At 62.7% G+C, this 21,195-nt stretch carries 12 protein-coding genes and 2 pseudogenes; 9 read left to right on the forward strand and 5 right to left on the reverse strand.

The genetic code is table 11. The features are described from left to right. Positions 1–21: 21 nt before the first annotated feature. A pseudogene (locus tag J0M27_RS07085) lies at positions 22–1,941 on the forward strand (propionate--CoA ligase); the annotation flags it as partial. On the opposite strand, the gene J0M27_RS07090 reads toward J0M27_RS07085, so the two are convergent. Further along, the gene (locus tag J0M27_RS07090; RefSeq protein WP_294989165.1) at positions 1,938–2,318 is read right to left on the reverse strand and encodes a hypothetical protein; all 381 of its coding nucleotides are present in this window, start codon (positions 2,316–2,318) and stop codon (positions 1,938–1,940) included. The pseudogene J0M27_RS07085 and the gene J0M27_RS07090 sit on opposite strands and share 4 nt — an antisense overlap. Between J0M27_RS07090 and J0M27_RS07095 the strand changes: the two genes are divergently transcribed. From J0M27_RS07095 to J0M27_RS07105, 3 genes are all read left to right on the forward strand, one after another. Beyond that, positions 2,232–4,385, forward strand: a complete 2,154-nt coding sequence (locus J0M27_RS07095) for a type I secretion system permease/ATPase (RefSeq protein ID WP_294989161.1) — start codon at positions 2,232–2,234, stop codon at positions 4,383–4,385. The two genes, J0M27_RS07090 and J0M27_RS07095, sit on opposite strands and share 87 nt — an antisense overlap. Further along, complete coding sequence (locus tag J0M27_RS07100) at positions 4,382–5,812, forward strand: HlyD family type I secretion periplasmic adaptor subunit (protein ID WP_294989111.1); 1,431 nt, start codon at positions 4,382–4,384, stop codon at positions 5,810–5,812. The genes J0M27_RS07095 and J0M27_RS07100 overlap by 4 nt, the downstream gene beginning before the upstream one ends. 131 nt (positions 5,813–5,943) lie before the next feature. Next, on the forward strand, positions 5,944–6,486 hold the full coding sequence (locus J0M27_RS07105; RefSeq protein WP_294989113.1) for a response regulator transcription factor: 543 nt from the start codon (positions 5,944–5,946) through the stop codon (positions 6,484–6,486). Positions 6,487–6,590: 104 nt separating this feature from the next. On the opposite strand, the gene J0M27_RS07110 is transcribed toward J0M27_RS07105, so the two are convergent. Further along, positions 6,591–6,824, reverse strand: coding sequence for a hypothetical protein (locus tag J0M27_RS07110; protein WP_294989116.1), 234 nt, complete (start codon positions 6,822–6,824; stop codon positions 6,591–6,593). 51 nt (positions 6,825–6,875) lie between these two features. On the opposite strand from J0M27_RS07110, the pseudogene J0M27_RS21325 reads away from it, so the two are divergent. After that, positions 6,876–7,202: pseudogene (locus tag J0M27_RS21325) on the forward strand (retention module-containing protein); the annotation flags it as partial. A 105-nt stretch (positions 7,203–7,307) separates the two neighbouring features. Then, on the forward strand, positions 7,308–13,958 hold the full coding sequence (locus J0M27_RS07120) for an Ig-like domain-containing protein (RefSeq protein WP_294989122.1): 6,651 nt from the start codon (positions 7,308–7,310) through the stop codon (positions 13,956–13,958). A 108-nt stretch (positions 13,959–14,066) separates the two neighbouring features. Here the strand turns inward: J0M27_RS07120 and J0M27_RS07125 are convergent, their stop codons facing one another. Further along, on the reverse strand, positions 14,067–14,606 hold the full coding sequence (locus J0M27_RS07125; RefSeq protein WP_294989124.1) for a hypothetical protein: 540 nt from the start codon (positions 14,604–14,606) through the stop codon (positions 14,067–14,069). A gap of 335 nt (positions 14,607–14,941) precedes the next feature. Between J0M27_RS07125 and J0M27_RS07130 the strand changes: the two genes are divergently transcribed. The 3 genes from J0M27_RS07130 to J0M27_RS07140 all read left to right on the forward strand — a co-directional run bounded on the left by J0M27_RS07130 (position 14,942) and on the right by J0M27_RS07140 (position 18,514). Beyond that, complete coding sequence (locus J0M27_RS07130) at positions 14,942–16,756, forward strand: TolC family outer membrane protein (RefSeq protein ID WP_294989126.1); 1,815 nt, start codon at positions 14,942–14,944, stop codon at positions 16,754–16,756. Next, positions 16,753–17,661, forward strand: coding sequence for an amino acid ABC transporter substrate-binding protein (locus J0M27_RS07135; RefSeq protein WP_294989129.1), 909 nt, complete (start codon positions 16,753–16,755; stop codon positions 17,659–17,661). Before J0M27_RS07130 ends, J0M27_RS07135 begins: the two co-directional genes overlap by 4 nt. A gap of 172 nt (positions 17,662–17,833) precedes the next feature. Beyond that, positions 17,834–18,514: a hypothetical protein gene (locus J0M27_RS07140; protein WP_294989132.1), complete on the forward strand. Its 681-nt coding sequence runs from the start codon at positions 17,834–17,836 to the stop codon at positions 18,512–18,514. Between the two features lie 22 nt (positions 18,515–18,536). On the opposite strand, the gene fliG is transcribed toward J0M27_RS07140, so the two are convergent. Next, entirely contained in the window at positions 18,537–19,541 is a 1,005-nt protein-coding gene (gene fliG, locus J0M27_RS07145) for a flagellar motor switch protein FliG (protein WP_294989134.1), read from the reverse strand. Beyond that, the gene (gene fliF, locus J0M27_RS07150) at positions 19,531–21,177 is read right to left on the reverse strand and encodes a flagellar basal-body MS-ring/collar protein FliF (RefSeq protein WP_294989137.1); all 1,647 of its coding nucleotides are present in this window, start codon (positions 21,175–21,177) and stop codon (positions 19,531–19,533) included. The genes fliG and fliF overlap by 11 nt, the downstream gene beginning before the upstream one ends. Positions 21,178–21,195: the final 18 nt, after the last annotated feature.

A 21,195-nucleotide genomic window follows, 5' to 3' on the forward strand; every position in this document is an offset into this window, starting at 1 on the left:
ACAGCCAACACACCAACCAAAGCAAATCACAACCAAGCGAGGATCGTCATGGGAAAGTATGCGGAGTTTCACAAGCGCTCGATCAACCAACGCGATGAATTCTGGGCCGAGGAGGCCAAATTGATCGACTGGCAGACCCCACCCCAGCAGATCTGCGACTTTTCCCGTCCGCCATTCACCAAGTGGTTCACCGGTGGCAAGACCAACCTCTGCCACAACGCGGTCGACAGGCATGCGGCCAATCGCCCGAACGACCGGGCCCTGGTCTACATCTCCACGGAGACCAACGAGGAAAAGAGCTATACCTTTGCCGAGCTGAAATCGGAGGTCATGCGCACGGCGGCAATCATGAAGTCGCTAGGCGTCGGTCGTGGCGACCGGGTGCTGATCTACATGCCGATGATTGCCGAAGCGACCTTCGCCATCCTAGCCTGTGCGCGGATCGGCGCCATCCATTCGGTGGTGTTCGGCGGCTTCGCTTCCGGTTCGCTGGCCACGCGCATCGACGACGCCAAGCCCAAGCTGATCGTCTCCAGCGATGCCGGCATGCGAGGAGGAAAGGCCGTACCCTACAAGCACCTGCTCGATGAAGCCTGCAAGCTCGCCGAGTTTCCGCCGCAAAAGGTGCTGATGATCGATCGCGGCCTCGACAAGGGCTGGCCGCGCGTCGCCGGCCGCGATGTCGACTACGCCGAATTGTGCGCCCAGCATTTGAATGCCGAGGTTCCCTGCGAGTGGATGGAGTCCAGCGAGCCGTCCTACATCCTTTACACCTCCGGGACGACGGGCAAACCCAAGGGCGTGCAACGCGATACCGGTGGCTATGCAGTGGCGCTGGCGGCGTCGATGAAGCACATCTTCACCGGTGGCGCCGGCGAGACCATGTTCTCCACCTCGGACATCGGCTGGGTGGTCGGCCACAGCTATATCATCTATGGTCCGCTGATCGCCGGCATGGCCACCATCATGTACGAAGGCACGCCGATCCGTCCCGATCCGGGCATCTGGTGGCAGATCGTCGAAAAGTACAAGGTCACGGTGATGTTCTCGGCGCCGACTGCCGTTCGCGTGCTGAAGAAGAGCGACAACAGCTGGCTGCACAAGTACGACTTGTCCACTCTCAAGCACCTGTTCCTCGCCGGCGAGCCCCTAGACCAGCCGACACACGAATGGATCATGGGCGAACTCAAGCTGCCGGTGATCGACAACTACTGGCAGACCGAAACCGGTTGGCCGATCCTGTCGACGGTGCGTGGCATCGAGGACACCAAGGTCAAATTCGGCACCCCGAGCTTTCCGGTCTATGGCTACGACCTGCGCATCTTTCGCGAGGACGGCACGGAATGCGATGCCAACGAGAAGGGCATCGTCGGCATCGTCCCGCCCCTGCCACCGGGCTGCCTGTCTACCATCTGGGGTGATGACGAGCGTTTCGTCAGCACCTATTTCAGCCTGTTCAAGGAACCGCAGGTGTATTCCTCGTTCGACTGGGGCATCAGGGACGAGGAGGGCTACCACTACATCCTCGGCCGCACCGACGATGTGATCAACGTCGCCGGCCATCGCCTGGGCACCCGCGAGATCGAGGAGGCCGTGCAGGGACACAATGCCGTGGCCGAGGTTGCCGTGGTCGGCGTCAACGACCAGTTGAAAGGACAAGAGCCGGTGGCCTTTGCCGTGGTCAAGGATCCGGCACGGATCGCCACTCCGGAACTGCGTGCGGCGCTGGAAGCGGAAATTAAGAAGGTAGTCGACGGGAACTTGGGCGCCATTGCCCGACCGAAGCGGGTGCACTTCGTCACCGGCCTGCCCAAGACGCGCTCCGGCAAGATGTTGCGTCGCTCGATCCAGGCGCTGGCCGAAGGGCGCGATGCCGGCGACCTGACTACGATCGACGACCCTTCGACCCTCGAACAGATCAAGGCCGCGCTGGCGGGCTAAGAGACTGCTCGGCGTCGCGGGCGCCCCCGAGGGGGCGCCCTTTTTTCTCCCAACTGCATCAGGTCGCTGGAAAACGCGTTGTGGAATTCGGGTCGAAGCCTGCCCGGCTTGAGTTTGAAGGCATAATCCATACTCCAGTCCAATGTAGTTTTTTCCGACATGAATCGACCTGATCGAGTCCAGGGCATCCAGAAGACATGCAGGGCATGAACGCCGAGCCGCATTGGGAAGGGACCGAGCGCCGACAGGCTTGCGACGACGGATTTTCCGGGCCCGAGCGGCGTTTTGGCTTGCACACCCGGGTCGATGGGATACGGGAAGATCTCCTCCACCATGATCCGCTGCTCGATTGCCTTGTCCAGTTGACGCGCATTCATGGGCGACCGAGCACCCATGCCGCACTTGCCGCCGGATTGCCGCTACCGGCGGAGGGTTTGACCCCTTCCCTGTTCGTCCGGGCGGCCCAGCGCGCCGGTTTTGCCAGCAAGCTTGTGCGGCGTTCGCTGAACGAGGTCGACACCGCATTGCTGCCGGTCATCCTCTTGCTCAAGGACAATGAAGCCTGCATCCTGCTGGGATGGGAGGAATCGGGTAGCCATGCCCGCCTGCTCTTCCCCGATACCGGGCAGGGTGCCGTGACAATGCCGCGGGAAGAGCTTGCGACACGCTACACCGGCATCGCAATCTTTGCCCGCCCGCATTTCCGTTTCGACCAGCGTTCGCCGGAAGTGGCCGAGGTGCATCAACGCCACTGGTTCTGGGGAGCGATACTCGAGCAGTTGCCGGTCTATCGCGACATCATCGGCGCTGCGGCCTTGGTTAATGTCTTTGCGCTGGCGATGCCGGTATTCACGATGAACATCTATGACCGCGTGGTGCCCAACAACGCGATCGAAACCCTGTGGATGCTCAGTGCCGGTTTGCTCCTGGTTTTCGGCATCGATTACGTGGTTCGATTGTTGCGCGGGCACTTCGTCGATCTCGCCAGTTCCCGCATCGACCTGAAACTGTCGTCCCTGATCATGGAGCGCGTGCTGGGCATGCGGCTGGCGCATCGGCCGGCCTCGGTCGGTTCCTTCGCGGCCAACCTGCGCTCGTTTGAAACCATCAGGGATTTCATCGCCTCGGCCACGGTGACCGCCGTTATCGACCTGCCCTTCACGCTGATCTTCCTCGCGGTCATGCTCTGGATATCCTGGCCGCTGGTCGTGTTTCCGGTTCTTGGAATCGTCGGCGTCCTGATATACAGCTACGTGATCCAGTACAAGATGCGCGAGCTTTCCGAAACCACCTTCCGCGCCTCCGCCTTGCGCAATGCAACCCTGATTGAAAGCCTCACCGCGCTGGAAACCATCAAGGCCAACGGGGCCGAAGGCCTGATGCAGGCCAAGTGGGAAAGCACGGCGGCATTTCTGGCCCGAACAAGTGCCCGCCTGCGCCTGCTATCCGCGTCGGCGATGAACGGCGCCTCGACCATATCGCAGTTGGTCAATCTGTTGATCATCATCGCCGGCGTCTACCTGATCCACGAACGCTGGCTCACGATGGGTGGCTTGATCGCCTGCACTATGCTGGCCGGACGGGCCATGGCGCCGCTGGGTCAGGTGGTCGGCTTGCTAATGCAGTTCGAAAATGCCAAGACGGCACTGGCCGGCCTCGAACGGACGATGACGACGCCCGGGGAGCGTGCGGAGGAATCCTCGTTCATCCATCGACCGGAGATACGTGGCGAGATCGAGTTTCGCAATGTCAGCTTCTCCTATCCCGGCCACGGCCAGGAAGTCCTGCGCGACGTCTCGTTTCGCATCAAGCCCGGCGAGCGGGTTGTGGTGCTGGGTCGGGTCGGGTCGGGCAAGACGACCTTGCACAAGCTCATGCTCGGGCTCTACCAGCCGACGGAGGGGGCGGTGTTGCTGGACGGCGTCGACCTGCGGCAACTGGACCCGGCCGACCTCAGGCGCAACGTCGGCTATGTCGAGCAGGACACCCTTTTGTTCTACGGCAGCCTGCGCGAAAACATCGCCTTGCGCGCACCCTATGCCGACGACCTCGCCGTGGTCACGGCCGCCGAAGCTGGCGGCTTGGCGGGGTTCGTCAATCGCCATCCCGAGGGCTATGACATGGTGATCGGCGAGCGCGGCGCCTCGCTGTCTGGTGGCCAGCGGCAAGGGGTTGCCATTGCCCGCGCCATGCTGCTCGATCCGCCCGTATTGCTGCTCGACGAACCGACCAGCTCCATGGATTTCACCTCGGAAAGCCAGTTCAAGGAGAACCTGAAAAAGTTCATGGAACAGAAGACGATGGTTCTGGTGACCCATCGCGTCAGCCTGATTGACTTGGCGGATCGTATGATCGTGATCGATGACGGCAGGGTGGTCAAGGACGGTCCGCGGCAGGAAGTCATCGAATCGCTGCAGGCGGGACGGGTCGGGCGCGCATCATGAACCTGCAAACCGTAGCACAACGATTGGTGGCCGTGCTGACCCGGCTCCAGGGTTGGCTCGAAGCGGTCCGGGTGCGAGTGCAGCCGCATGTCGAACGCTGGCTTGCCGACTGGAAGGAAAATCCGGACAACCGGGAGGCGGATTTCGTTCAGGACGCCGACCATTTCATGATCCACCAGGAGCCGTTGCGGGCCCGGATCCTGATCAAGACGATCTTGATCGCTGGTGCACTCTTCATCATGTGGTCTGCCGTGGCCCTGGTCGACGAGATCACCAAGGGCGAAGGCAAGGTGATTCCATCCAGCCAGATCCAGGTTCTGCAAAGCCTCGATGGAGGAATCGTCGCCGAGATCAATGTAAAGGAAGGACAGGTGGTCGACGCCGGACAGATTTTGCTGCGCGTCGATCCCACCCGCTTCGAGTCGTCCGTACGGGAAAATCGCTCGCAATACCTGGCGCTCAGTGCCAAAGCAGCGCGGCTGCGGGCATTGGCCGACGGACTGCCCTTCGTGCCGCCGCCGGAAGTCCTGGTCGAGGATTCGAAAACAGTGCAGGACGAGCAGCGGCTGTACCAGACAGCCCGCTCGAACGTCGAGGCGCAGATTTCGATCGCCCGGCAACAATTGATCCAGCGCCAGCAGGAACTTTCGGAAATGCGCTTCAAGCGTGAGCAGGCGTCGCAGGCCTACGAACTCACCGCCAAGGAACTGGCCGTCACCAAGCCCCTGATCGATTCGGGCGCCGTATCCGAAGTCGAGTTGCTGCGCCTGGAGCGGGATACCTCCCGCTTCCGGGGCGAGCGCGACATGGCGGCGGCACAGATACTGAGGTCCCAGGCCGCCATGTCCGAGGCTTCGCGCAAGATAGAGGAGGTCGAACTGAACGCGCGTAACGAAGTGCGTAAGGATCTGGCCGAGACCATGGCCAAACTCAATGCCTTCACTGAAGGCGGCGTTGGCCTCGCCGACAAGGTGAAACATGCGTCAGTCCGTTCGCCCGTCAAGGGCACGGTCAGCCGCCTCCTGGTGAATACGGTGGGCGGCGTGGTCCAGCCGGGGCGTGACCTGGTGGAGGTCGTGCCGCTTGATGACGCGCTGATCCTCGAAGCCAAGGTGGCCCCCAAGGACATTGCCTTCCTGCGACCTGGACAACCGGCGATGGTCAAATTCACCGCTTACGACTTTTCGACTTATGGCGGACTGGAGGCGAAGCTGGAGCATATCGGCGCCGATTCCATCACCGATGAGAAGGGCAATACCTTTTTCCTGGTCCGGGTGCGCACCAACAAATCCCGACTTGGCGCGAACCTGCCGATTATTCCGGGAATGGTCGCCGAAGTCGACATCATTACCGGACAGAAAAGCATCCTTGCCTACTTGCTGAAACCGGTGCTTCGGGCCAAGCAGGGCGCGCTGACCGAGCGCTGAATCCGGTGCCTTCACGTTCGCCGGCTCCTCCCCGCCATCTGTTCGTATCGGCGTCGGGGGCGGCGTTGCCGCGATGGCTGGAGGCCTTCCCCAAGGCTGCCGTAGTTGCTTTCGGAACCGCTGTAAAGCCTTTGCCTGCAACAACGCTGGTTTGGCTGTATCTGAACGATGGTGGCCCTTCCCCGGAACAGTTGGCCGCACTGCAACAGGTGGTCGGTAGCGCGCGGATCATCGTTTTGGCCGACCGGCCCGACAGTGAACAGGCACGGACGCTGATTGCCGTCGGCGGTCGCGGCTACTGCAATGCCCATGCCGCAGCGGCCAATTTACGGCGGGTGGCCGGTGTCGTTCAGGCAGGCGGGCTGTGGATTGGGGAAGAATTGATGCGGAGGCTGCTCGCTTCCACTCAAGCAGCCATGTCTCGCATGCCTGCCGGCGCCCTGCCGCATGCGGCGACAAACCCGGCCATCGCTGACCGCCTGGCGACGTTGACCCGGCGCGAACGGGAAGTAGCCGGCGCGGTGGCCGACGGATCCAGCAACAAGGAGATCGCCCGCCAACTGGGGATTACGGAACGCACCGTGAAAGCCCATACGGGCGCTGTGTTTCATAAACTCAACGCGCGCGACAGGCTCCACCTTGCGCTGATGATCAACAGCCAGCGGCCATCCTGAGCCTTATCCCGTTACTGTCCTTTGGTCCAATAGCGGTCTCTTGACCTGGTAGGTAGAGTGGCCAGCATTCCATAGTCGCGTCCGGAGAAATCATTATGGCTGAATCAGGTATCGTCATCGGCAAAGTCGCATCGGTACTGGGAGAGGCCTTTGCCACGGGAACTGACGGAATCATTCGTCCGATCAACGTGGGCGATCCGGTATTTGAGGGTGAGGCGATTCAGGCTCCGCCAGGCGGACATGTTGAGCTTGCGTTTGGGGATGGTACAGCCTACTTCGCCCGTGACAATGAAAGCGTCACCCTCGATGGCAAGGTCTTCGGCGACAGTGTCGGCCAAGCGGGAAATGTTGTCGGCAGAGTTGCTTTGATCGAGGGGCAGGTGTTCGCCATGGGCCCAGACGGAACCGTACGCCAACTCAAGGCGGGCGACCCGGTGTACGAAGGCGATTTAATACAGACTTCCGCCGGCGGTCGTGTCGAACTTGCCTTCGATAACGGGAGTGTCTATTTTCTGCGGGACAAGGAATCCGTCACTCTTGATGGCATGGTCCTCGGCGGACTGGTGGCCGATGCCAGGGAAGCCGCCTTGCTGCCGGGAAGTGATGGTGAGTTGGATAACATCGCCCGTGCGATTGCGCAAGGCAACAACCTCGATCAGCTGCTGGAGGAAACGGCTGCCGGCAGGTCGTCGTTGTTTGGAAGAACGGGCGACGGTCATTCCTTCGTTCAACTGCTGCGGATTGTAGAGAGTATCGATCCTCTGGGGTATCGATTTGGGGCGCTGGATGGCGGACCGCAGGATCAAATTATTGAAAGTCGGATGGAAGGCGACGCCGACGGCGACGTCAGCACGGCGACGGTGAGCTTCAACGTCGGCAGCGTCGACGACCTGCCGCTGGCGGTCAATGACAGCCCGCTGGGCATCACCGAGGACACGCCCTTCAGCGGCACGCTGGCCGGCAACGACACGCCCTCGGGCGACGGCGGCAACCTCTGGAGCCTGGCCACGGCGGCCACCAACGGCACCGTGGTGGTCAACAACGACGGCACCTTCACCTACACCCCGAACGCCAACTTCAACGGCGCCGACAGCTTCAGCTACAGCATCACCGACGCCGACGGCGACGTCAGCACGGCGACGGTGAGCTTCAACGTCGGCGCGGTGAACGACGCGCCGACCCTGACTGTGACGGCAGCCAATCCGAGCTTTACCGAAGCGGTCGGATCGGGCACGCAGGCGGTGCCGGTCGCCGTTTTCAGCGGCGCCGCGGTGGGTAGCTTCGAAAGCGGGCAGGGCATCGCGGGGCTCACCTTCACGGTGGGTGGCCTGGTGGATGGCGTCAATGAACGTATCGTGGTCGATGGCACCCTCATCACCTTGGGCGGCGATTCCTCGGGTACTACTGCGACCAACGGCATGAACTATACGGTCACGATAGTCGGTGGCAGCGCGACGGTAGTGCTGACCAAGGCAGCAGGAGTATCGACAGCGAATTTCAACACGCTGGTCGATGGCATTACTTACCAGAACACCAATACGGACAACCCGACGGCCGGCAACCGCGTGTTCACGCTGACACAATTGCAGGACAGCGGCGGAACGGCGGGTGGTGGCGTGGACACCATTGCGCTCAATGTCGCAAGCACCGTGACCGTCGCGGGAGTCAATGACGCGCCGGCACTTGATCTCGACGCCAGTGGCGCCGGCACGGGATTCGGCACGGTCTTCAATATCGACAATGGCAATCCGGTGGCGATCGCGGATATCGATATCCGAGTTACGGATCCGGACAGCACAATCACGAGCGCGACGATCACCCTGACCAACCTGCAGGCTGGCGACTTTTTCGTCGCGGGTACCATGCCGGTCGGCATTACCGCGACCATCGCCGGTAACGTGGTGACCTTGAGTGGATTGGCCAGTCAGGCAAGTTATCAGGCTGCCATCCGGGCGATCAATTTCGACACGACAAACACAGCAAGCACGACGACCCGAAATATCACCGTTGTAGTGAACGACGGTACGGCCGCCAGCAACACGGCTACTGCCGCAATTAGCATTCTTGGCGCCGGCAATGCGCCGGTTCTCGATCTTGACGGCAACGACAGCAGCGGCGCAACGGGGACGGCGTATCGTGGAACCTACACCCTGGGTCGTCCCGCGATCGCGATCGGCGACACCGATGTCCGCATCACCGACAGCGACAGTGCCAACCTGACCGGCGCCACCATCACCATCGCCACCAACAAGGACGGGATCAATGACCTGCTGACTGCCGGAACCCTGCCCGGAGGCATAACGGCCAGCGCTTACAACAGCACAACTGGCGTGATGACGCTTAGCGGCACCACCACTCTGGCAAACTACCAGGCGGCGATCCGCGCCATCGCCTTCTCCACCTCCGGTTCATCCCTGGTCGACCGTGGCATCACCGTGACCGTCACCGACGGCACCAACACCAGCAATGTCGCGACCGGCACGATCGGCATCAATCGCGCGCCGACCCTCGATCTGGACGGAACTGTGGGCGGCAACAACTATGCCGTTGCCTATACCGACGGTGGCGGTGGGGTGCCTGTGACCAACCCGGGCTTGAACTCGACGGTCATCACCGATGCCGACGGCACGGTCGCCGGCGCTACTGTCACCCTGACCAATCCCAAGGCCGGGGACGTGTTCACCATTGCTGGCAGCCTGCCCGCCGGCATCACGGCGGTCATCACCGGCAACACGGTGGCGCTGTCCGGAACCGCCACCCCGGACCAATACGAGCTCGCCATCCAGGCCATCCGCTTTTCCAACAGCACGGGCACGCCCGACACAACGCCGCGAACCATCGATATCTCTGTCAGCGATGGCGCGGTACTGTCCAACGTCGCCACCACCACGGTGACGGTTATCGACGTCGCCAGCCCGCCGGCCATCGATCTTGATGCCAACGACAGCAGCGGCGCTCCGGGAACCGGCTACGCAACAAACTTCAGCGTGACCACGCTGGCCGCCGTATCGATCGGCGACGTGGATACCAGCGTGACCGATCCCGATAGCGTGAACATCGCCAGCGCCACCATCACCCTGACAAATCCGCAAGCCGGAGACTTCCTTTCCGTCACCGGCTTTCTGCCGTCCGGCATCACCGCCAGCGGCTATGACTCGATGACCGGTGTCCTGACACTCAGCGGCAGCGCCTTCCTCACGGACTACCAGACGGCGATCCGCGCCATCAGCTTCGACAGCACGTCTGGCAGCCTGGCGGCGCGGACCGTCACAGTCACCGTCAATGACGGCACCAGCAACAGCAATACGGCCGTCACCACCGTAACGCCGGTGGTGAACAACGCCCCGATGGCGAATACGGTAACGATAAACGGCGACGAGGACACGTTGATTCCGGTCATGCTGCTGGGCAGCGACCCCGATGCAGGTGGCTCGGTGACTCATTTCGTCCTGTCGACGCTCCCCGCCAATGGCCTGCTGTATCTCGATGCCGGGATGACGCAACTGGCGCCGACCGGCACCTTGCTGGCGGCATCGGGCAATTCCCTGACGCTCTACTTCAAGCCGCTGCCCGACTGGAACAGCGGCCCGATCGGGGCCAATCCGGTCAGCTTCGACTATCAGGCATCGGACAACCTCGGCGCGCTTTCCGCCGCGGCAACGGCGACGATCACCGTCGATCACATCAGCGATGGTGTTCCTGTCACGGCCGCCGATTCCTACAGCACGAACCAGGGTATTCCGATCAAGATCTACGTGGCCGACATACTGGCAAACGACACGCTGACCGACCACGCGGTCCTTAGTGCCATCGGCGGCGCGCTCACCGGCGGTACGCTGGGCGCGCTGCAGACCGATGCCAACGGCGACTACTACCTGTATACACCGCCGGCAGGTCCCGGCCCGCAAAGCTTTACCTATACCGTCACCGACGACGAAGGCACGGCTGTGTCCGGCACCGTCAACATCGGCGTCTTCGGGACCAGCGATGACCTTGGCACGGTGCAGGAATCCGCCTTGGTCGGCGGCCAAGGTACGGCAACCATTTCCGGAAACCTGTTCACCAACGACACCGGCAACACCAGTGTCACCAGTGTGACGCTGAGCAGCGCCAACACCGGCTTCACCGGCGACATCAATACGGTCAGCAATACGACCGCAGGCAACATCATCACGGTGAAGAGCCAGATCGGCACCCTGGTGGTGGACAAGACGACCGGCAACTACACCTACACACTCGACCATCCCGCCGATAACGGCCCCGGCGGCACGGCCGTCACGGAAACCTTCAACTACGTCGGCAATGCCGCCAACGCGACGATCCGGGTCACAGTGCAGGACGACTACCCGATTGCCACCGCGCAGGTCGTCGAAGTTCCCGAGCAGGTGTTGCCTTCCTTCAGCCTGGTCTTCGTGCTCGACGTGTCGGGCAGCATGAACGATGACGTGCAGCAGGCCGCGGCCGACGGCACGGTAACGCTGTCGACGCGACTTGCCGTGATGAAGGCGGCGGTAGTCTCCGTAATCGAGGAGTACTACAGCCAGGCGGCAAGTGTCTCCGTAAAGCTGGTCAGTTTCAACGCCGCCGCGACGCTGATGAACGGGGGTGCGGCCTATGCCAGCAAGGAAGCGGCGATTGCGGCAGTCAATGGCTTGACGGCCAGTGGCGCCACCGACTATGAGGACGCCCTGATCAAGGCTCAGACCGCCATGGGTGCCTCGCCCAGCGCTGCGGTTTCCAACAGCATCTATTTCCTTTCCGACGGAGATCCCACTGACGGCAACACGACGGCCCCGGTGACCTCGTCGGGTTATGCCACCTATCTGACCCTGCATCCGGAAATCAAATCCTTCGGCATCGGCGTCGGTTCCGGCATCACCAACGTGACGCACCTCAACCAGATCCACAATGTCGATGCCCTGGGCGACGGCGTCAAGGATTCGGCGGTGATCGTGGCCGATGTCTCGAAGCTGGAAGACACCCTGCTGGCGACCGTGCCCGCAGCTTATGGCGGCAATGTGGTCGGCGCCAGCGGCGCACAGCGCGTGAGCTTTGGTGGCGACCTTGGCCATATCCAGCAGATGGCGATGTTGCTGGATACAGACGGCAACCCCAGCAATGCCGATGTGGCCGTCAGCTTCAATTACAACGACACAAGCAACCAGATCAGTTGGACCGGAACTGTTCCCGGGCTGACTTCGCCGATTACCGGCAACCTGCTGACGCTCAATAGTGGCAATGGCTTCCGCTACGGCACACTGGTCATCGATTTCGACACCGGCGACTACACCTATTTCACGGCCGGGGTGGCTAACGATGGCGACAGTTTCACCATGAATTTCACGGCAGTGGACCGCGATGGCGATTCGGTCTCTGCCTCGCAGACCGTCAACATCGTCGATGGCAAGCCGGTGGCCAACGACGACTCGGACACTCTGTCCGCGCTGCAGCAATTCCTCGAAGGCAATGTCATCACAGGCGTCGGCACCGACGGTGGCGTTGCTTTGGGCGCCCAGCTTACGGCCTTCACGCCGCAGGCTTCCGGGGTCGACAATCCGATGGACAATGCCCAGATCACATCCATTGTTTTCAAGGGCAACACCTACAGCCTGGCCGCGGACAGCGCAGGCACCAGTTCGGGCGGCAGCTACGCCGTCAGCGGTGGCACCTTGACCTGGACTCATGCCAGCAACGGCAGCAGCCTGGTCTTCAGCGAGAATGGCTACTACAAGTACACGCCACCGACCGCGGACCTGCCGGTTGAAAACCCCGCTGGGTTCTCGACCATCAGTCTGACCAGCGCGCCCGCAGCGGCCGACATGACGCTCGAAGGCCGGACCAGTACCAACGCGATTGCGTACGTTCCGATTACCACCAGTTTCACTGGCGCGCCGTCCAACATCACCCTGACGGGCATCGGCACCGAGGGCGGCAGCTACGCCGAAGCAGTGCTGGCCTACCAGGCTACTGGCGTCGGGCTTGATTCCGCCGGCGATGCCAGTAACACTCGCCTCGACACGAACGAGATTCTCCGAGTCAGCTTCGATGTCGCCAACTATCCGCTTGGGGTTAGTGACCCCTCGTTCGCTATCGACGTCGGCACCGCGGGTAACCTTGTCTATACGGTGCGTAATACCAGCGGGGCGATCATCGGCGGACCAACTGCGGTTGCAGCTTCCGCGACCTTGTCGCTCACAGGGTACAGCAATGTCGGCCGTGTCGACATCCAGGCGACGACCTCGCGCATTCGGGTCACCAGCGCTACCTACACTGACCCGGCAGACAATGGCGTCCGCTACAACGCCAGCGGCACATCGGTAGGCACCGCGGTCAGCGGCGGCATTTCCAACCTTGAAACCCTGGTGATGAGTTTCAGCGCTGCAAATCATCCCAATGGCGTGCAGAAGCTCCAGTTCGAAATCGTCAATGGCGGCGCCAATGACGCGGTCACTTATACCTTCTACCATATCGACGGGCACGAACTGGGCCAGTACACCGTGGCCGGCAACGGCTGGATCGTAATGCCGACCCAGTTCAGCAGCGTTGGCAGGGTGACCGCGCTGGCAGATGACGGAACGACGGTAAATATTCGCAACGTCAGATACGAGAATGTCCTGATCGACAGCGCCAAGGCGCCGATCGCCCCGGAAATCATCCAATACACGCTGACCGATACCGATGGCGATTCTTCGCAGGCAACGCTTACGCTGAACGTGACCACTAACGCCTATGCCGGTGGCAGCGGCGACGATACGATCACTGGTTCCGGCGCCAACGATGCCATCAGCGGCCTCGACGGCAACGACAGCCTGAGTGGCCTGGCCGGCCACGACATCATCCAGGGCGGTCTCGGCGCCGACACGATCGACGGCGGGGCGGACAACGACGTCCTTTCCGGCGGTGACGGCAACGACAGCCTGCTGGGCGGAACCGGCGACGATATTTTGCGCGGCGATGCCGGCGCCGATACGCTGGACGGCGGCAGTGGCGCCGACCGGCTGGAAGGAGGCGACGGCAATGACAGCCTGGTCGGCGGCGACGGCAGGGATACCCTGGGCGGCGGCGCGGGCAACGATACGCTGACGGGCGGCTTGTTGTCGGACACCTTCGAATGGTCGCTTGCGGACAGGGGTAGTCCGGGGGCACCCTCTGTGGACCACGTTACCGACTTCAGTACCGTCGCCGCCGCTTCCGGCGGCGACGTACTCGACCTGCGCGATCTACTTTCGGCCGAGAACCATGATGTGGGAACCGGCAACCTCACGAATTTCCTGCATTTCGAGAAGAGCGGTGCGGATACCAAGGTCCATATCAGTTCAACCGGAGGGTTCGTCAACGGCTACGTCACCGGTGCCGAGGATCAGACCGTGGTCCTGGCGAACTCGGATCTCTACGCGGCGGTCGGCGCCAATGCCACCGATCAACAGATCATCCAGGACCTGCTGAACAAGGGCAAACTGACCACCGACTGAGTGCAGGCCATGTTCCTGGAATATCGCGCGCCGGCAATTGCGCGGGGTCTGAAATGTCGGCGCTGGCGATACGGCGATTGCGGGGCTTTTGCCGCGCCGGCCGACGCGTCAGTGCAGCAGGCGCGGCCCGCCGGCGTGGAGCGGTACGGGGGCGGCGCCGGCGCCGGGGCTGATGTCCAGGCTGAGCGCCCATTCGGCCGCGACGGCGGCCTGTTGCAGCAGGCGGGCCAACACATGTACCAGCCTTTCGTCCAGGTCGAGATTGATGCCCTGGCCTTCCTGCGGCAGCAGGGTCAGGGTCTGCGTATTGCCTCGCAGCGGCTTGATGGTGACGCGCCCGAGCAGGACCGGATCTTCACCGAGCGGATACAGTGATCCGTCGCGGTAGGCGCTGCCAAAATCGGCCTTCTTCACCGCTTCGCCGTGGGCCAACTCGGCCAGCGTGCTGCGCGTTGCCGGATCGGTAGCCTTGCATGCGCTGAACTCGTCGGCCATTTTCATCAGCAGCGGCCATAGCAGCGCGAGATAGCGGCGGGTGACCCAGAAGCGGAATTCGGCGTCGTCGCTGCTGCGGATGCGGAGCAGCAGGCGGTCTTGCGCGGCATCGTAGCTGGCGCTGAACTGCTCCAGTTGCGGGGGGGGGCTCATCACGGGGATCCTCAGGAGGGGGGCTCGGCTGCGGTCACGCGAGCAAATGCTACCGCATCCGGCCCCCTGAATCCGGCTTTGGGCCGGTTTCCCCCCGTGACACGGCGCGGGGTCGGCTGTTGGCAACGAGCAGCGATCCGGCGCCTGTGCAATCATCTGCGGGACGGCTGCAGGGGGTAATCGACGCGATTTGCATTTATAATTCGCCGATTCGAGGCGGCATTCAAAAAGCTACAATATTCAAACAGTTACGATCTCAACGGAAAACGAATAGCGGGATGAAAATATCGCGCCTGATCTTGTCGGGAACCATGGTGTTGTGCCTGCGAGGTGGCATGGCACTCGCAAACCCGCATCTGACGCTGAAGGACGTGGCGCAGAAGGTGGTGCTGACCAACCCCGAAGTGCTGGCGAAATGGCATGCCTTCAAGGCGGCGGGCGGTGACGTCGATGTGGCGCGAGCGGCCTTCTTCCCGCGCATCGATTACACCTACGGTACCAGCAAGGAAGAACTGAAACAGCCCGGGGCCGCCGACCGCGACTACAACCGCAACGGCCACACGCTGACGCTCAACCAGATGCTGTACGACGGGTTTGCCACGGTGATTGACGTCAAGCGCCAGGGCAAGGCGCGCCTGACGCGCTATTTCGAACTGCTCGATGCCGCCGAGGTTGCCGCGCTGGAGGCGGGGCGAGCTTATTACGACGTCATTCGCTATCGGCAGCTGATGTTGCTGGCCGAAGGCAATTACGTCGAGCACCGTTCCAGCTACGAGTTGTTGCTGCGCCGGGCCCAATCCGGGGCGGGGCGGCGGGTCGACGTGGAGCATGCCGCCGGCCGCCTGGCACTGGCCGAACTGAACCTGAACACCGAGGCGGCCAACCTGCACGATGTCACGGCGCGCTACTTGCGCCTGGTCGGCGAGCGGCCACCGCCCGTAATGTTCGGCCTGGCGCGCCTGGAAAAGGACTATCCCGCCAGCGAAGAGGAGGCCCTGCGGCAGGCATTCAAGCGGAATCCGACGCTGCGCGCTGCGGTGGAAAACGTCGAGGCGACGCAGCACGAACTCGAACTGCAACGCAGTGCCTTTCACCCCCGGCTCGACCTGCGGCTGCGCAGTGATCGAGCCGACAATGTTGACGGCGTGATGGGCCTGCGCCAGCAGAAAGTCGCGGAGCTGGTTTTCAGCTACAACTTGTTCAAGGGAGGCGCGGACACTGCGCGGCTGACGACCTATGCCGAACGCAAGAACCAGGCCCTGGACCTGCGCGACAAGGCCTGCCGCGACATCCGCCAGACCTTGTCAATCGCCTACAACGAAGTGCATCGACTACAGGCCCAGCGCTCTAGCATTGATCATCAGGTTACCGCGATCGAAAAGACCCGGGACGCCTACAAGGCCCAGTTCAACATCGGCCAGCGCTCGCTGCTCGACTTGCTGGATACCGAAAACGAACTGCTCACTGCGCGCCGCACCGCCGTCAATGCCGATGTCGACATCGATCTGGCCTACTTGCGCACCCAGGCCGGCATCGGTCGTTTGCTGGAGTTTCTCGGCTTGAAGCGGATCGATGAGCAGGAGGCGCCGGACTCTGGCGAACTGGCGCCGATTGTCGAATCGGATATCTGTCCGCCCGCCGCCCCCAAGGGCTATCTGGTCGATATCGAAGCCCTGACGGCGCGCGCACTGGCACAGCTCGACGCGGTCAAGCCCGTGCCCGACCAGACACCGCCGCCCTTGCCGACGCCGCCGGCCGCGCGGCCGGCAAGTCCGCAAACGCCGGGCAACGTGCAGGAGCGCGTCGTGGCCTGGGCGGCCGCCTGGTCTTCCAAGTCCTTCGCCCTCTATGCGGGCTTCTACGCGCTGTCCTTCGAGCCCGCCGACGGTTCAAGCCGCGCAAGCTGGGCGCAGCAGCGCGAGCAGCGGCTGGCGGCGGCGAAACGGATCCAGGTTGAAGTCAGGAACCTGAAACTGAAAGAGGTCGGCAACGACATGCTGCTAGCGGAATTCGAACAGCATTACAGTTCCGACAATTACAGCGATGTCACGCTCAAGGAACTCAAGTGGGTCAAGGTCGGCGGCCAGTGGCTGATCGCGCGGGAGACGACGCGACCCGCCGCCACGGCCCGGAAGAAGGGCGACACATGAAACCCTTTGCCTGCTGGCGGCTGTTCCCTGTCCTGCTCGCACTTGCTGCCGCGTTGCCGGTCGTGCAGGCGCAGGGTGTCACCACGCCCACGCTCGACCGGATCCGGGAAAACGGCACGATCTACGTCGGCCATCGCGAAGCGTCGATCCCCTTTTCCTACATGGTTGGGGACGAGGTGGTGGGCTATTCGACGGAGCTGTGCGATCGCGTCGTCGATGCCGTCCGCGCCAAGCTCGGAATGCCTGACCTGAAGGTGGTGCGGGTGCCGGTGACCGGTTTCTCCCGCGTCCTGATGTTGATGACGGGCAGCGTCGATCTCGAGTGCGGTTCCACCACCAATACGAAGATTCGCCAGCAGCGGATGGCGTTCAGCGTCACGACCTTCGTCTCCGGGGTCAAGGTGATGGTGCGCCGGGATTCCGGAATTGGGGGTATCGTTGATCTTGGCGGCAAAGTGGTGGTGACCAGTTCGGGCATCGCGACCGAGCGTGCGGTCAGATCGGCGCTGGCAGTCCGCAAACTGCCGACGGCGCGCATCAGGACCACGTCGAAGCATGCGGACGCCTTTACCATGGTGGTGTCGAGGCAGGTGGATGCCTTTGCGCTGGATGAGTCGATCCTCCTTTGGCTGATGGCGACATCTCCCGACGGCGACGGGCTTAAGCTGCTTGAAGGCAACGTCGGCCTCGAGCCGTATGCAATCGGATTGCGGATGGGCGATCCGGATTTCAAGAAGCTGGTCGACGACGCGTTGATCGCGATGATGGGCAGCGGCGAACTGGGACGGCTTTACGAGAAATGGTTCATGTCGCCGATTCCGCCGAACAAGGTCAATCTGCGGATTCCAATGAGTGACATGCTCAAGGAAATGTTGCGCAATCCCAGCGATGCCGGAATCCAGTGATCAGGAACGTGGCGATGCCGGGATGATTCCCCGGGTTTTGGGTCGCGCTGGTGCGGATCGCCGGTCAAGTTCCACCAGGTTTCCCCAATCGATCGGCTGGCTTTGCCGGTGTGCATTGGCCATCGGCATCTTTCTTTTGGGCCAGCAGGTGCGGGCCGAAGCTTCGCCGGAAATGGTCGCCCCGTCGGCAGCCTCGACGGGCGGCGGCGTGCCGCCGCCGGCTGGCAGTGAAAAGGGTGCTGAACTGGAACGCGAGATCGGGCAACTGGAGGATCGGTTCCTGCAACTCGAGAAATCCAATCGGGAGTTGAGGGCAAGCAACGATCAACTGCGCCAGAAATTGCGTCTCGTGGCGGTCGCCGGCAAGGGATTTTCAAGGAACCTGGCGCGGCGGACGTTCAGCCGCGTGTCGCGCCACATCGCCGCAGCGGGTGGCGCCGCCGTGCCCTATGTGGGCGCGGGGGTGCTATCTGGCATGGCCAGGATGGATGTCAGGGATGGCTGCGAGATCCTCGAGGAACTCAACGACCTGAATCGCGCGCTGGATCTCGATGCCGTCGAAACGTCCAAGGTATGCGGCTTGCAGGTTCCGACCAGCGAGCAAATCCTCGCCCAGGTCCTTGCCAACTGGCGCACGGCCTATGCGATTTCGGCGGCATGGGCCAACCAGTATCAGGTCGTGCTGCCGCCGGAGCCGCCCGTGGTTCCCTATGCGGGGGCAAACGAGTTGTGGATGGCGGTGTTCGGCGTCACCCCATCCCTTGCTGCGCCGGGTTCGCCACGATCCACGGTTTCGCCCAGCCCCCCCGTTCCTCCTGCGCCGCCGCTGTCGCCGTCCATCCGGCTGCCCTGAATAGTCCCGGCGGCGGGGGGCGTCAAACGAAGGCGTCGCCCTCGCCGGCGCCGCCGAGTTGGAGCTGCCCTTCCTCCGCGAGACGGCGGGCGACCTTGAGGATTTCCTTTTGCTCGTTTTCCACTTCCGAAAGGCGCACAGGGCCTTTCGATTCGAGGTCCTCGCGCAGCATTTCCGCGGCGCGCTGCGACATGTTCTTGAATACTTTTTCGCGCAGTTCCGGCGAGGCGCCCTTCAGCGCGATGATCAGGGCATCGGATTGCACTTCGCGCAGCAGCAACTGGATGCCCCGATCGTCGATATCGAGCAGGTTTTCGAAGATGAACATTTCGTCGAGGATCTTCTGTGCCAGGTCGGGATCGTATTCCCTGACATTGTCGATGATCGCCGTTTCGTTGGTCTGGCCAACGAAGTTGAGGATTTCGGCCGCGTGCCTGATGCCGCCCATGGCGGTCTTTTTTATATTCCCCGACGCGTTGGAGAGGATTCGCGTCAGCGCTCCGTTCAGTTCGCGCAGAGCGGTCGGCTGCACGCCGTCCAGCGTCGCGATGCGCAGCAAAACGTCGTTGCGCAGGCGATCGGTGAATTGCTTGAGGATGTCGCCTGCATGGTCGAATTCGAGGTGGACCAGAATGGTGGCTATGATCTGCGGATGCTCGTTGCGGATCAGGTCGGCCACGCTGGCGGCATCCATCCATTTCAGGCCCTCGATGCCAGCAGTGTCGTTGCCGGACATAATGCGACTGATGAGCGAGGCGGCGCGGTCATCGCCGAGCGCCTTGGTCAGCATGGCCTTGATGGTTTCGCTGTCGACCGATACCGGGCTGCCCTTGGAGGTCTGCTCGGTGAATTCGTCGATCACGGATTCGACGCGTTCGCGGGCCACCTGCTTCAGGCCCGCCATCGCATGACCGAGTTTCTGCACTTCCTTGGGCCCCAGGTTTTTCAGGACCTCGGCCGCTTCGTCCTTGCCGAGCGACAGCAGCAGGATGGCGCCCTTCTCGATGCCTTCGCTTTCAGTTGCCACCGTGGCCTACCCAGTCCTTGATCATGGCGGCGACGGCCTTGGGATCCTGTTTGGCCAATTCGCGCGCCGCGGCGAGCTTGGTTTCATAGGTCTGCTGCGTGACGCCCGCCGCGTCATGGGCATGGATCGCGGCCTGTTGGGCGGACGCGCGTTCCGCCGCTTCGGCGAACTGCTGCAGCAGCGGCTTGATCGCGCGCGTCCAGAGCCAGAAGACGAGGCCGAAGACCAGGAGGTAGCGCGCGCCGTCAAGCACCATCGAGATCAGTTTCGCGTTCTCCCAGATCGGCGGTTCCGGGACGATCTCCTTTTCGATGACGGTGAATGGCGCGTTGGCGACGTTGAGGGTGTCGCCGCGTTCCTTGTTGAACCCCATCGCTTCCCGAGCCAGGTCGTTGATCAGCTTCAGGTCAGCTTCGCCGAGCGGCTGCGGTTGCGGCTTGGTGGCCGCCGCAGCGCCGGTCTTGGGCGCTTCCGCGCGGAAGTTGACGACCACCGCCACCGATAGCCGCCGGATGCTGCCGGGAACGCCCTTGGTGTGGCGGACCGTCTTGTCGACCTCGTAGTTGATCGTGGAATTCTTGCTGAAGTTCTGCGCTGCCTGAGCCGCCGTGCCCAGCGCGCTGGCCGGAGGCGAACCGGCGGCGGCAATCGGGGCCGTGGCCGGTGCCGGCGGCTGGTTGCTCAGCGCGCCCGGTATTCCCGCTGCGGCGGCGGGCGAGCCGCTTCCCGTTTCCTGGGTTAGCTGGCTGCGAATGGCAGTGCCCGGCGGAGGGTTGGGGCGATAGGTCTCCGCGACTTGGTCGGTTTGCGAAAAGTCGACATCGGCCGCCACCTGGGCGCGAACATTGGTCGCGCCGTATATCGGTGCCAGGATGGCTTCGATGCGTTTGACATAGCTTGATTCGATGTCGCGCACGAAGCGTATCTGCGACGCATCCAGACCGGCATCGCGCAACGGATCCCGCTGCTGGGAAACGAGGTTGCCATCCTGGTCGACCACGCTGACGCTGGCGGGGCTCAACTGCGGCACGCTCGAAGCGACCAGATTGACGATGCCGGCGACCTGTGCCGACTCGAGCCGGCGTCCGGGCGCGAGGCTGACCAGCACCGAAGCCGACACCTTCTGGTCGTCGCGCAGGAAAGCGGTCTGCTTGGGGATGGCCAGATGCACCCGGGCACCCTTGACGACCGCCAGCGACTGGATCGAACGGGCCAGTTCGCCCTCCAGCCCGCGCTGGAAATTCACCTGCTCGGCGAACTGGCTGATGCCCATCTTCTGGTTCTCCAGCAGCTCGAAGCCGACCAGGCCGCCCTTGGGCAAACCCTGCGCGGCGAGCTTGAGGCGCGTGTCGTGCACCACGCCCTGCGGTACCAGGATGGTATGGCCACCATCGCTGAAGCGATATGGGATGTTCTGCTGTTGCAGGGCGGCAATAACCTGGCCGCCGTCCTTCTCGTCGGGAATGGTGAACAGCACCGCGTAGGACGGCTCCTTGGCCCAAAGGATTCCGCCGACCAGCACCGCGACTATCAGCGCGATGCTGGCCATGGTCAGCATCTTCTGGCCGACGCCGAGGCGACCGAATGCCTCCAGCGAGATCGGAAACGATGTCCCAGCCATTGCGGTGTCTGCCATTTTTTCCCGGTGGAGTCC

Origin of the sequence: Sulfuritalea sp., assembly GCF_017302275.1 — a bacterium.
Taxonomy (GTDB): domain Bacteria; phylum Pseudomonadota; class Gammaproteobacteria; order Burkholderiales; family Rhodocyclaceae; genus Sulfuritalea.

Coding starts and splice junctions, on each gene's coding strand:
- J0M27_RS07140 (WP_294989132.1), top strand. CDS start 17,834: ATGGTCGCCCCGTCGGCAGCCTCGACGGGCGGCGGCGTGCCGCCGCCG.
- fliF (WP_294989137.1), bottom strand. CDS start 21,177: ATGGCAGACACCGCAATGGCTGGGACATCGTTTCCGATCTCGCTGGAG.
- J0M27_RS07130 (WP_294989126.1), top strand. CDS start 14,942: ATGGCACTCGCAAACCCGCATCTGACGCTGAAGGACGTGGCGCAGAAG.
- J0M27_RS07120 (WP_294989122.1), top strand. CDS start 7,308: ATGGAAGGCGACGCCGACGGCGACGTCAGCACGGCGACGGTGAGCTTC.
- J0M27_RS07090 (WP_294989165.1), bottom strand. CDS start 2,318: ATGAATGCGCGTCAACTGGACAAGGCAATCGAGCAGCGGATCATGGTG.
- J0M27_RS07100 (WP_294989111.1), top strand. CDS start 4,382: ATGAACCTGCAAACCGTAGCACAACGATTGGTGGCCGTGCTGACCCGG.
- J0M27_RS07135 (WP_294989129.1), top strand. CDS start 16,753: ATGAAACCCTTTGCCTGCTGGCGGCTGTTCCCTGTCCTGCTCGCACTT.
- J0M27_RS07125 (WP_294989124.1), bottom strand. CDS start 14,606: ATGAGCCCCCCCCCGCAACTGGAGCAGTTCAGCGCCAGCTACGATGCC.